This window comes from uncultured Muriicola sp., from assembly GCF_947258935.1.
In the GTDB taxonomy this organism is placed as follows: Bacteria; Bacteroidota; Bacteroidia; order Flavobacteriales; family Flavobacteriaceae; genus Muriicola.
This window is the reverse complement of record NZ_CAMYKH010000025.1, coordinates 1-12,891: the sequence shown is the minus strand read 5'-3', so window position 1 is coordinate 12,891 and position 12,891 is coordinate 1. Positions and strand designations below refer to the sequence as shown.

The following is a 12,891-nucleotide window of genomic DNA, read 5'->3' as shown; positions in this document are numbered from 1 at the left end:
AAAATAGCAATGAAAATTATACAGAAATATAAAATAACAGGTGTAATAGCACTCATGGCATTCTTTGGGGCTTTTATAACCTCCTGTTCTTTCGATGAACAGGTAGATCCAAACAGACCAAGTCTGGCAGGAGTTTTGACAGATGCTTCTCAGAACCAGCTCAACAACCTGGTTGTTGGAGTAGAATCGGCCATGAGAAATTCTTTGGGGATACAGACCACAGGGTCTGGGACCATGGCAAGAGAATTATATTTATTTGATGCTGATCCCAGGAATACTCAGGATTTGTTGGGTGCAAGTGGCATTAATTTAGATAATAACTCCTTCTATTCAACAGCTCCCTGGGGGGGGCGGTATGTGTCTATTAAGAATGCCAATATTCTATTGCAATCTTTAGATAACACTACCTCGGTTACTGACACACAGAAATCAGGCTACCGTGGTTTTGCAAAGACCATTATTGCGTTTGAACTCATTGAGATCCTAAAGTCTTATAACAGAGCCAGAGTAGATGTTGCAGATCCTGATAATCTTGGACCAATTTTAGATTTCGGCGCAGCTCTAACGGCTGTAAGGTCTTTGCTGGATGAAGCTTTATCTGATCTGAACGGTGCGGGAGCAGAATTCGCTTTCCCCCTTGCCGGATTTGCCGGATTTGATACACCAAGTACCTTTGCTCAATTCAATAGGGCGACTGCTGCAGTAGCAGCCTTATATGCAGGGGATGGTACAGGAACTTTAACCGCATTAAATGCTTCTTATTTTGATCTTGCCGGTGATCTCACAGTAGGTCCCAAGCATGTCTATAGTTTAGACAGTGGGGATTTTACGAATGACTTGTTTAAGATCCCGGATAATAACGGAGATCAGATCATTGTTCATGATTCCTTTATCGCCGATGCAGAAGCAGGGGATACCCGGGTATCATCTAAGACACTCATCAGAGCTAATCCTACTGAGCAGGATGGCCTGGCTGGGGCATACCAGACGGCTTTATATGCTTCCAATATTTCACCTATTGATATGTTGCGTAATGAAGAGCTTGTGCTGGTCTATGCGGAAGCAAATATATTGGCGAATGATCTCACGGAGGCTGAAGACGCCATCAATGTGATCAGGAACTCGGCTTCCTTAGGACCTTATGCCGGCCCATTAACAGCAGATGCCTTAACAACAGAGATGTTAAACCAACGCAGATATTCTCTTTGGTGTGAGAACCATAGGATGTTCGATCTCAGACGATATAATTTGTCTAACACCCTGTCTATTGACCGTGCAGGAGATCAGATCTTTAACACATTACCTGTGCCTCTTTCCGAGAATGAATAGTTGGTAGTAGGTCAAAAAGAAAAGCCGCCCAATAGGGCGGCTTTTTATTTTTGGACCAAAAATCTAGGCAGCAATTTCTGCTTCAACTTTATTAAGGTCAGATACCTTGCTAGGGCGGAAATACAATTTTATTCTATACGTAATATTAAACAGCACCGGAACAATGATTAGGGTTAAGAAGGTGGCAACAATAAGACCAAAAATAACCGTCCATGCCAAGGGCCCCCAAAAGATAACGTTATCTCCACCTATATAGATCTTAGGATCTCCCTGAGAGAAGAGCGAAAAGAAATCTATATTGAGGCCAATGGCCAAAGGTATAAGCCCAAGAACCGTTGTTACTGCCGTAAGTATTACGGGGCGCAGTCTTGCTTTACCTCCTTTAACGATCACTTCCGTTACCTGCTCAAGGGGTATCAGGTCATAGTCGTCTAGCCCAAGTACAACTTTCTTGCGGTCTATAAGGATCTGTGTATAGTCTAACAGCACTACACCATTGTTTACAACAATACCGGCCAGTGCTATAATACCCATCATAGTCATCATGATAACAAAAGACCAGCCCGTTATCATTAGTCCGCCAAAGACGCCAATAAAGCTTAGAAATATAGCCGTCATGATGATCGCAGGTTTGGAAATTCCTCCAAACTGGAAGATCAGGATAAGCATAATCAGCCCAAGACCAGAAAAGAAAGCACCTACTAAGAACTGCATTTGTTTGTTCTGTTCTTCAATTTGTCCTGTAAAATCTAGTTTTACATTTGCAGGGAGTTCTTCAAAGTTCTCCATTTCTTTCTGAATATCAGCAACTACAGCTCCGGCATCTGAGAAGCCGGGTTTTAGACCAGAATATACGGTTACTACGCGTTTACCATCGCGGTGTTTAATGGCGCTAAAGGAAGATGTGTTCTTTTGAGATGCCACAGCCGAAACCGGAATTTCCTTAATCTGACCGGTAGCCTGGTCTCTAAAAATAATGTTCTGATTGAACAGGGCACTTTTATCGTACCGCATGTCCTCTCTAAAACGTACATTGATGTCATAATCTTCCCCACCTACCTTATAGACACCTGCTTTTTCGCCAAAAAGAGAACGCCGTAATTGCTGTCCAACCTGCCCAACAGTGACACCTAATTCTCCTGCCTTTTCCCTGTCTACAAGTACATTCATAGAAGGTTTCCCTTTATTGACATCAATTTTCAGTTCTTCTATTCCGGCGATGTTCTTTTTATTGATAAAGTTTCGAATGTTTTCGGCAGTATTGATCAATACATCGTAATCTATTCCCTCCAATTCAATGTTAATGGGGTATCCAGAAGGTGGCCCTGCAGCTTCCTTTTCAACAGAGATAGAAACTCCGGGGTAGATCCCGATTAGATTTTCCTGAATATCGCTGCGGAGATCTTCTGTGCTGATCCCATTCCTGTATTTGAATTCGCGCATGGAGAGGGTGATCTTTCCTCTGTGAGGCATTTCAGCCGATGAACCTCCATCCGTATTAGGATTTCCGGCACCTTCTCCAACTTGAGATACAGCAGAGGATAACAGGTAATTATAACCTTTATTTGTATACTCAGGTTTTTTAGTAATAGCGTAGACCCTTTCCTCTATTACTTTGGTTAATTCATTGGTTTTTTCAATGGCAGTTCCCTGTGGGTACTCAATATAGACGTATATCTCATTGGGGGTATTGTCCGGGAAGAATTCAACCTTGGTGCGGCCACTACCCAATGAAAGTCCAAAGAGCATAAAGGTACTTAGTAATAATAGGACGGTAATCCCCGAAAACCAATACACATTTTTACCTCTAAGAGCGTATTTAATTGTTTTTTCATAGAAATTCTCAAAGCGAATAAGCGACGTTGTTTGAAATTTTTTAGCCCATTTTTTTAAGCCGTATTTGTAGAACCAGAATAGTATGGCCGTAACGATCATTACGCTACCCAAACCACGCATGGCACCTCCGAAGATCAGGATCAAGATCCCAATACTTCCAAGGATAATACTAACTCTGATCAATTGCCGGCGGGTTAATTCTTTATCCCCAAGTTCCATATAGCGGGAAACCAACATAGAGTTCATAAAAATGGCCACAAAAAGGGAAGATCCCAGGACCACAGACAGGGTAATTGGGAAATAGATCATAAACTGTCCAAAAATCCCGGGCCATAAACCGAGTGGAACAAAAGCTGCTACCGTAGTAAGGGTCGAGATAATAATTGGAAAAGCGATCTCTCCAATACCTTTCTTGGCAGCTTCAATTCTGGTCATCCCTTCCTGTTCCATTAGTCGGTATACATTTTCCACCACCACAACTCCGTTATCCACCAACATCCCCAGACCCATGATAAGTCCAAAAAGGATCATTGTATTTAAGGTATACCCCAGGGCGGAGAGTATAACAAAAGACATGAACATAGACATTGGGATAGCAAAACCGACAAAAAGGGCATTCCTGAAACCAAGAAAGAACATAAGTACGGTAACTACCAGAATGATCCCAAAAATGATATTATTGACAAGGTCATCTACCTGGCCAAGGGTGCGGCTAGAGGAGTCATTGGCAATAGTAAGTGTAAGATCTTTTGGGTAGTAATTCTCTCTTGCTTCTTTAACCAACTTCTTGATCTCATTGGTTGCTTCAATGCTGTTTTGACCCGAACGTTTCTTAACGTCGAGCATTACTACATTTTCTCCAAATTCACGGGCATAGGTAGTTTTGTCCTTCTCATCAAAGGTGATGGTTGCAATATCCTTTAAATAAACTGCGCCATTCTCCGACTTAACCACAAATTCGTTTAGCTCTTTTGGATCTTTGATCTCACCTATAATTCGAATATTCCTTCGTTGATTGATGGTCTTTAGATTCCCTGCAGACATGGTCATATTTCCATTGGCTATGGTTTGAATCACATCCTGGAAGCTTACTTTGGAAGCCATCATCTTATAGACATCTACAGCAATTTCCACTTCTTTTTCCTGAGCCCCTCTAATATTCACTTCTTTTACTTGTGGCAGGTCTTCTATCTCGTCCTGGAGGTACTCGGCAAATTCTTTTAAACTTTCAACCGGATAATCCCCGGTAAAGTTGATATTCATGATGGGGAACTCTTCTGCTAAATTAAGATCGAAGATATTTGGCTCTACTTTAGCGCCGTTGAACAAGGGCCAATCTTCACTTGCCTTTTCACCGTCTACTTCATCCTTAATTTTTTGTTTAGCAGCTTCAACGGTAATTTCCTCATCGAACTCGGCAGTAATAATGCTGTAATCTTCCTGTGAAGTAGAGGTAAGTTCTACCAGGTTGCTCACATTTTTGATCCGATCTTCCAGAGGATCGGTAATGAGTCTTTCTACATCTTCTGCTGTATTTCCCGGATAAGGGGTACTGATATACACTTTGGTCTCCACTATCTCCGGAAAGTCCTCCCTGGGTAAGGCCATATAGGAGGTATAACCCATGTAAAGGAAAATAGCAATCATAACATAGACCACAGAAGGGTTGTCAATGGCCCAGGATGAAAGTCTGAATTCCTTGTTGGCGTTTTTTTGCTGTCGGCTCATAGTACTTCTTACTTATTAATTTGTACGTCCTGATTGTCTTTAACACTCCTGGCCCCTTCCTGAATGATCAATTCTCCTGCGGTGAGTCCGGTAAGGATCTCAACGTACCTGCCCTGTGTTCTCCCGGTTGTAACGATCCTTTTTTTGGCGGTTCCCTGCATTTCTTCCGAAGGCTTTTCTACAATAAACACGTACTGTTCACCTTCCGCATTTTCCGAGATCACACTCTGGGGAATAAGCAGTGCTATAGGATTGGAGTAATCATTGATAGTAACCCTGGCGCTCAAATTTGGCTTAATAATTCCATTTTTATTAGGGACAGGTATTTCCACACTAAAGGAGCGGTTATTAGGATTAATAAAATTTCCGGTTTGCCGAACCGCTGTATTTATAGAATCGCCCAGAACAGGGAAATATACCTTAGCCATACTTCCATTGGTAATACTACCCAGGTACGATTCAGGAACGTCTACAGTGATATACATATTAGATAGATTTACTATCCGAAAGACCTCAGATCCCGGACCCGGTGATACCACGGTTCCCTGATCTTTTATAACATCATCTATGATCCCGGTAAATGGGGCCCTTAGTTTAGATTTACTCAATTGGCGTTCTGCTTGCTCTACACTGCTCATAGTGGTTTCATAGTTGGTTTTAGCTTGCAGGTATTGTATTTCTGAACCAATTTTTTGCTCCCAGAGCCTTTTTTGCCGCTCATAGGTTGTTTCCGCCAGGCTTGCTTGTGTTTTTAATTGTGCCAGTTGGTTGGCCATGCCTCCATCGTCTATGACACCCAATAACTGTCCCTTCGTTACTCTATCTCCTTCGGTAACATAGACACGCTGAAGTGTTCCGGCCATTTCCGGGTAAATCAACACATTTTGTTTGGTAGCAACATCACCCTGGAGTTCCAAAAAATGTTGAAAGTTTTGAGAGCTTACCTCAAAGGTGCTCACTAACGGTAATTTGGTATCCGTATCTAAGGCAGTAATTACGGAATCTAGTGTCTTAACTTGCTCATTTAACACTTTTAACTGCTCTGTGATGACCGTCTTTTTGGACCTTAGTGCATTGAGATCTCCATTGGCTATGAGGGTGTCTATAGACACATTCTTATCACTACCACAGGATAGTAACAGAAGAAATATGGTGAAGATGGATATAGTATTTTTCATTTTGAAAATAAGTTTATTTTTTACTGATTATTGGCGATTACTTCTAATTCGGTTTTGGTATTGATAACATCTACCATGGATTGCAAATACTCTTGCTGAGCTGTATATAATTGGGTTTGGGCTTGTCTCAGCTCAAAACTAGAGGCGATCCCTTCCTTGTATTTGATCTGATTTTTTTGTTCTATTCGTTCTGCCAAATTCAAATTCTGTTGAGTTGTAGCATATTGTTCTATTGCCAGGAGGTAATCACTTTTTGCCTTTTCCAATTGTAGTCTAATCCGCTCCTGGGTTTCTGTTAATTGGGTCTTGGCTTTTTCGAGGGCTATTTTGGCTCTTTGCGTACTGGCACTCCTTTTTAATGAACTAAAGATTGGGATACTCAGATCGAAACCTAAAATAGAGGAATCGTACCATTGCTGATCCCCGTCCAGAAAAGTGAAAGAATTACTGAAAGCTGCCGTGCCGTAATTAGCGAAGGCATTTAATGTAGGTAAAGCCCTGCTCTTTGCAAGTTTTAATTCAAAATAGCGTTGTTCATTAAGGTTGTTCACCAATTTATAGTCCACATTGTTCTCCATGCTAAACGGGGTGTTTAAAGCAGCAGGGTCTACGTAGGCCTGAGCAAGATCGTTGAGGTCCTCCTTTAATTGAGTCTCGTCCTCAATAGGTAGCCCCATGACCAAATTGAGCATTTGAAGGGTGATATTTTGAAGACGCTGGGCATTCTTCAACTGACTTTCCACCGTAGAAAAAGTGATCTGTAATTGTTCTACATTTTCTTCTTCTGCCAGGCCATTCTCATACAGTTTTTGGGTTTCATACAAGTTGCTTTGCAGGGCATCCAGATTTTTTTGCAAAATGGTCACGGATTCCTTTGCCAAAAGAACATTTCCATAAGCTTCTACAACAGCTTTGCGTACATCTTGTTGTGTTTTTTCCTTATTGTTCCTGCTATAACTTAAAAAGGCCTTCGTTGCCTGCACCCCTACTATATATGAACCGTCGAAGATCTGTTGGCGAACTGTGGCAGTGGCACTGGCCTGTTGAGGTTGTCCAAAAACAATAGCTTGGAACTCTCCGGGTTGGCCCCCAAAGAATTCGGCAGGGATTAGGGAAACAGGTTGTTTTAATTGATTTTGATAATTGAGGTCTGCGCTGATCTGAGGCAATCCAGAGGCAATGGTCTCCCATTTTTGTTTTTGGGCATCTATAATATCGCGATCGGCGTTGAGTGCGCTGTAATTATTCTCCAAAGCGAAGGCAATGGCTTCATTAAGCGTGTACCCTACAGGCGCTTCCTGAGAAAAGCCAAAAAATGATGTAGTGAACAGTATAAGAAATAAACGATATGTGTTCATTTATTCGTGATTAGAGTGAATGATTTCATTTAAAATATTTCGACCTTCCGGAGTTACAATACCTCTGAGATGATATTCCAGATAATCATCCATAAGTTGGCTTATTGGAAATTCATCTTCCGGAAAAAGTGTGTGATCCTTTATACTGGTTACGCCGGTAAAATAGATCCTGGCAATAAAATTTATATTTAGAGAGGAGCGATAGATACCCAGCTCCATTCCACGTTTAAGGTTGTCTACCACACAATTTTGCATAAGTTCAAATTGCTTCTTTCGCATTGTTTTATGTATACGCGGGTAATATTTTTGCAATTGATATTGAGGAGACGCTTTCTCATCTTTCAAATGCCGCATAGCAAACTTTTTGATCTCGTATAATTCTTCAATAGGATTTTTCTGAAGACTACAAATGGTGTCAATTCCTTTTGAGATCACCTCAAAAAGCTCCAAAGTGGACGTTTCTACCAATTTCGTTTTATTTTCAAAATGCGCGTAGATGGTCTTTTTGGAAATACCCATTTCATGGGCAAGATCATCCATAGTAACGCTTTTGAATCCAAGCGTCAGGAACATATCTGTAGCCTTATCGAGTATTTTTTCTTTCATAAGGGGGCAAATATAAGGTAGGAAACTATAAATACAAATAAAGTTTCCTACGTTTTGCAATTATTTAACATATTCTTTAAAGCAAGGTGAAGCTGAGATTTTCAGGATCATTAGGCAGCTTGTGGTGAATTCACCTATTTTTGAAAAAAATTTGCCATGCATACAGTTGAATACTATCAGGAAAAATTCAATGAACATCTCACCTCCAGAGTGGCTGTAAGAGAACCTGCAAGCCTGTATGAACCCATGAGTTATATTCTAGGACTGGGGGGCAAACGTCTGCGACCTGTACTTACTTTGTTGACCACTGAACTTTTTGGCGGTAGATATCAGGATGCTTTTGATGCGGCTATGGCGGTGGAATTCTTTCATAATTTTTCCCTGATCCACGATGATATTATGGATGCGGCTCCTTTGAGACGTGGTAAGACCACCGTACATCAAAAATGGGATGTCAATACCGGGATCTTATCCGGAGATGCCATGCTTATAGAGGCGTATTGTTATTTAGAGTCGTATTCTCCTTCTGTCTTTAAGGAATTGACCATGCTTTTTAGTAAAACGGCCATTGAGGTTTGTGAAGGACAACAGTACGACGTGGATTTTGAATCACGGGAGGATGTTGAGGTAGCTGAGTACCTTAAGATGATCGAGTATAAAACAGCTGTTCTGGTTGGAGCATCCATGAAAATGGGTGCGATCATAGCCGGGGCTACTGTTGCTGCCCAAAAAGATATTTATGATTTTGGTCTCAACCTGGGAATAGCATTCCAATTGCAGGATGATTACCTAGATGCCTTTGGGGATCCCAAGACCTTTGGGAAGCAGGTAGGGGGTGATATAATCGAAAACAAAAAGACCTATTTATACTTGAAGTCGATCGAAATGGCCGATAAAATTCAAAGCAGGGAGCTAAAGGATCTGTTTTCTATCCAACCCGGCAAAACTGATATGAAAGTAAAAAGGGTGAAAGAGATCTATGAACAAAACGGAGCGTCTAAGGCAACGAAAAAGGCGATCGCCTCTTATACCAAAAAAGCTTTTTCTCATCTAGACACCCTTGTTGTTTCCGACAAGAATAAAGATGTATTACGTCAATTTGGTAAAGCTCTGATGGGCAGAAAGGTCTGATAAATTACCAACGCTTCTTTGTGCCTGTGAATATCCAATACACATGACGAATGAGCGACTTCACAAATGGGATTGGCTTAGGAGACATCATTATATAAGCATCCTCATACCAGCGTGTTTCTTCATCCAGGAATTTAAAGATCAACTGAGGTTTCCTTTTCGTAAAAAGCGATTCAAATATGGATCGTCCCAAAGCATTGTTCCTGTAAAGTATATTTAATAAAAGCACATCATACATCCAAAAACGATTTCTCTTTTGGAAGGTATCAAGTGGTTTGTTTGCTTTAAGATGTTGGATGAGGGCTTCACTTTTTAAAGCCGTATTTCTAAAAGTGTATCCAGTACTGGGCTTACTCCATCCACCTGCAGTACCAATATGATAAACATTCCGTGAGTTTTGTAAGGTAAAATCTATACACGTCATTGGAATACTGCCTTGTTCTTTTTCTACAATTTCAAATTCAACACCCTTAAAATGAGTGTCCATATATGCCACTATAGCCGTTTCATATTCCTCCTTGGGAAGCAATGAGCCCGAAAAAAGGGTATATTCTAAAAGTGCAGATGTTTCTGAAAAGGGCAGGACATACATAAACCGTGTGTTGCCTTTTTGCGCTACCGAAAAATCCATAAATGTGGCCTGCCGGGGATCGAAAACAGGCTCTTTTGTTTGAATAAACCATCCGATAAAATGTTGCTGTAGAATAGGATACCTGGGATGATCCTTAAACTTTTTAAAGCTTAGCTGACTATCAAAAACTTGTTTGGCCAGGTAGTTGTTTTTATCAGTTCCTACATTTACCCCCATATCCTGTTGATCCAGGATGCTCTTCACAGCTTCCTGTCTGAAAGTAACGTTGGGATATGATGAAATTCTTTTTAAATAGTGTTGATAGAAATCTATCCCCCGGACCATCTTATATGAATAAGGAGTAATAGGATAGATCTTTTTATTTTCCTTTCCCGCAAAGTAGATCTCATCCCATTTCTTATGAACGATATTGTCAAAAGCACCCGGTCCTTTTTCCCAAAAACACCAGGTACGATCATTGGTGGTTTTGTCGTCTTTATCTAAAAGGAGAATGGATTTGTCTCGAAAGGCAGGGTCTTTTCCCATTCCATCGGCCATCATGAGTCCGGCTGCACCAGCACCAATTATGATGAAATCGTATTCTTTCATACACCCAAGCGAGTGGATAAAGGTACAAATTAAGCTAAAAACAAAATGACTTTTATCCTAATCATAAACGATACCTCAATCCAAAGAATGCTCTAATACCCTGGTTAGGGCCGTATACATAGGTTGGGTCAAAGGTGAGGGCATACGGATTATCTGCTGTGGCCACTACTTGCCCATTAGAATTATAGGTTACATTCTTGTCGAATGGGTCATTGGCTCTGGCGATAATAAAGGGGGCATTTCTGTTGGGGGTCCAGTTCAACAAGTTTTTTACCCCACCGTACAGTTCAATTCCTTCCCAGTCTTTATAGGTAAATTGTATGTTCTGTATACTCCATGTGGGCGAAAATTCATCTCTAGGATCTAATTCACCCAGTAAGGGTAAACGCATTGGTCCGTAAATATTCCCGGTATAATCTATGGTAAGCTTCCATGGGATTACCGTGTATGAAACATTCCAGGTACCTGTAAATCTCTCCGTAAGGATTTGTCTTGTTTTCACCTGGTTTTCCTCAGTACTAACATCCATTATTGTAGCTCCCAGTAATACTTTGAGTCCGTTTGGCAAGGACAGATCCAGATTTCCACTTATCCCTTTGGAAATGGAGTTACCGCCCAAATTGCTATAAATAATTTGATTTGGATCTGTTTCGTAATCAGGAAGGATTCGGTTAGAGAAATATGTATAGAAGATGGAAGTATCAAAGTTGAGATATGTCCCTTGAGAGCTGAAGATTTTTTTCAGGTAGTTTAGGTTTATGTTGAAGGAGCGTTCGGGATCTAGAGATTCAGTTATAACTACTTCCCTGGCCCCGGTAAGAGCTGCATGATCTTCAGTAAAAAGATTAACAACCCTAAAACCCGTACCAGCATTGATCCTAAGCACATCAAGATCGTTTAATTTCCATTTGTAAGCCGCTCTGGGAGTAAAAATGGTTCCGTGTCTTTTGTCATAATCAATTCTGGACCCTAGGAGGAGAGAATGGTGCTCGTTGAAAGTTATCTCATCCTGTGCAAACAGGCTCGGGATCCACGCTTCATCGGGTTGATTTCCAAAACTGTCTGATGTTGCCGTAGTGTTATCATCATAATAATTGTATCTCAAGGCAGCGCCAAAAAGCAGATCATGAGAGTTCAGTTTTGGTCCCCATGTAAGTTGTCCAAATCCTATCCTTTGTTGTGCCAGATAAGGAAGGGTGCCATAGACCGAATTTTGATCATGATCTGTATACGAAAAGGAGAACATGATTGGAATGTCTAAAGGCAATTGATATTTACCTAGCAATTCCCATCTGTTTGTATAGATACTTTCGCCATAGATACTGTCTGTACCACGGAATTCCGGGGACCATTGCATTTCACCACCCCAGCGGTCTTCGTACAAATATCTTCCGGCAAGAGAAAACTCTCTTAGTTTAGATCGCTGAAAATTCCATTTTTGGAAAATTGATACCCTGTTTTGCAGGGTCACGTCCGTAAAATTATCATTGTTGTTGTCTATGGGATTATCATAATTAAAATAATTTACTCCCAAAAGCACGGTAGTTTTGTCTCCCAGATCAATTTTCGACCCAATATCCAAATTGTACTCTCCCCATCCGGTAAGGTACCCGTCTACTGCCAATTCTGCGGCTGTCGGGGGATATTTGGTTATGACATTGATCAGTCCGCCTACAGCTTCACTGCCGTAAAGTGAAGAAGCAGGGCCTTTTACTACCTCAATTTGGGCTATAAGTGAGTTAGGGATGCCAGAAAGTCCGTAAACCGTTCCTAAACCACTAACTATAGGCATACCATCTATCATGACCAGGGTATATGGGCCTTCAAGTCCATTAATATGTATGTCTCCCGTGTTGCATACATTACAATTGATTTGGGGACGAACCCCATTTACATTGGCAAGTGCTTCAAAAATATTTGCTGTGGGATTCTGTTGTAAAAAAGCGGGGGAATACACTTCAACAGGAACCGGACTTTCAAGTCGGCTTACTGGTTTAAGTGTCCCGGTTACTACAATATCATCTAAGCTCTCAATGTTAGGTATTAGTTCAATATTTAAATAAAAGACTTCATCAGCAGATAGTACCACAGTGGTCTGATAGTTCTTATACCCCAGTGCAGTTGCCAGAAATACATAGCGTCCTGGTTTAATATCTTCCAATTCATACGCTCCATTCTCATCACTAGATGTTCCTTTGGTCGTATTCTTAAGACTTACATTTACAAAAGAAATGGGTTTTCCACTATCTGTGATCTTACCAACTATCTTGCCTTGTTGTGCAAACAGATTATTACAGTATAGTAATGCGGTGACCACAATAATAAATAATCGATAAGTAGAATATCTAAAGGAGAACATCTCTTGTTTTACTAAATTTAGACAAATCTAAAAATTTGTTTTTACAAATAAAAATGTATTTTTGTATATAAAGAAAAAAGAATGACCCAATCGGAAGAAAACTACCTTAAGGCTGTGTACCACCTAGAAGGAACTCCAAAGGGAAATGTAACCACCAATGCCATAGCCGACCTGATGCAGGAACTG

General features: G+C 40.8%; 8 protein-coding genes. 2 read left to right on the top strand and 6 right to left on the bottom strand.

All coding sequences use genetic code 11. From position 1 onward, the window contains the following. Nucleotides 1-9 precede the first annotated feature (9 nt). On the top strand, nt 10-1,329 hold the full coding sequence (locus Q0X72_RS06295; protein WP_297763000.1) for a RagB/SusD family nutrient uptake outer membrane protein: 1,320 nt from the start codon (nt 10-12) through the stop codon (nt 1,327-1,329). Nucleotides 1,330-1,392: 63 nt separating this feature from the next. Here the strand turns inward: Q0X72_RS06295 and Q0X72_RS06290 are convergent, their stop codons facing one another. Genes Q0X72_RS06290 through Q0X72_RS06275 form a run of 4 tightly spaced genes read right to left on the bottom strand, consistent with a single transcriptional unit; the run spans nt 1,393 to nt 8,035 of the window. Next, complete coding sequence (locus Q0X72_RS06290) at nt 1,393-4,893, bottom strand: efflux RND transporter permease subunit (protein ID WP_297762998.1); 3,501 nt, start codon at nt 4,891-4,893, stop codon at nt 1,393-1,395. A gap of 8 nt (nt 4,894-4,901) precedes the next feature. Beyond that, nucleotides 4,902-6,071 carry an efflux RND transporter periplasmic adaptor subunit gene (locus tag Q0X72_RS06285; protein WP_297762997.1) on the bottom strand — a complete coding sequence of 390 codons (1,170 nt, stop codon included), beginning with the start codon at nt 6,069-6,071 and terminating at the stop codon, nt 4,902-4,904. A 20-nt stretch (nt 6,072-6,091) separates the two neighbouring features. After that, on the bottom strand, nt 6,092-7,429 hold the full coding sequence (locus tag Q0X72_RS06280; protein WP_297762996.1) for a TolC family protein: 1,338 nt from the start codon (nt 7,427-7,429) through the stop codon (nt 6,092-6,094). Beyond that, a complete protein-coding gene (locus tag Q0X72_RS06275) occupies nt 7,430-8,035 on the bottom strand; it encodes a TetR/AcrR family transcriptional regulator (RefSeq protein WP_297762994.1) in 606 nt (201 codons plus the stop codon). A gap of 156 nt (nt 8,036-8,191) precedes the next feature. On the opposite strand from Q0X72_RS06275, the gene Q0X72_RS06270 reads away from it, so the two are divergent. Beyond that, nucleotides 8,192-9,166 carry a polyprenyl synthetase family protein gene (locus Q0X72_RS06270; protein ID WP_297762991.1) on the top strand — a complete coding sequence of 325 codons (975 nt, stop codon included), beginning with the start codon at nt 8,192-8,194 and terminating at the stop codon, nt 9,164-9,166. A 4-nt stretch (nt 9,167-9,170) separates the two neighbouring features. Here Q0X72_RS06270 and Q0X72_RS06265 read toward each other — a convergent pair whose 3' ends face one another. Both Q0X72_RS06265 and Q0X72_RS06260 read right to left on the bottom strand, forming a co-directional pair. Continuing rightward, nucleotides 9,171-10,346 carry a lycopene cyclase family protein gene (locus Q0X72_RS06265; protein WP_297762988.1) on the bottom strand — a complete coding sequence of 392 codons (1,176 nt, stop codon included), beginning with the start codon at nt 10,344-10,346 and terminating at the stop codon, nt 9,171-9,173. A gap of 61 nt (nt 10,347-10,407) precedes the next feature. Next, a complete protein-coding gene (locus tag Q0X72_RS06260; RefSeq protein ID WP_297762985.1) occupies nt 10,408-12,705 on the bottom strand; it encodes a TonB-dependent receptor in 2,298 nt (765 codons plus the stop codon). Between the last annotated feature and the right edge of the window lie 186 nt (nt 12,706-12,891).

Bases quoted from the DNA above. Each gene is read 5' to 3' on its own strand.
- Q0X72_RS06295 (WP_297763000.1), top strand. From the start codon at position 10: ATGAAAATTATACAGAAATATAAAATAACAGGTGTAATAGCACTCATG.
- Q0X72_RS06270 (WP_297762991.1), top strand. From the start codon at position 8,192: ATGCATACAGTTGAATACTATCAGGAAAAATTCAATGAACATCTCACC.
- Q0X72_RS06260 (WP_297762985.1), bottom strand. From the start codon at position 12,705: ATGTTCTCCTTTAGATATTCTACTTATCGATTATTTATTATTGTGGTC.
- Q0X72_RS06275 (WP_297762994.1), bottom strand. From the start codon at position 8,035: ATGAAAGAAAAAATACTCGATAAGGCTACAGATATGTTCCTGACGCTT.
- Q0X72_RS06290 (WP_297762998.1), bottom strand. From the start codon at position 4,893: ATGAGCCGACAGCAAAAAAACGCCAACAAGGAATTCAGACTTTCATCC.
- Q0X72_RS06265 (WP_297762988.1), bottom strand. From the start codon at position 10,346: ATGAAAGAATACGATTTCATCATAATTGGTGCTGGTGCAGCCGGACTC.
- Q0X72_RS06285 (WP_297762997.1), bottom strand. From the start codon at position 6,071: ATGAAAAATACTATATCCATCTTCACCATATTTCTTCTGTTACTATCC.
- Q0X72_RS06280 (WP_297762996.1), bottom strand. From the start codon at position 7,429: ATGAACACATATCGTTTATTTCTTATACTGTTCACTACATCATTTTTT.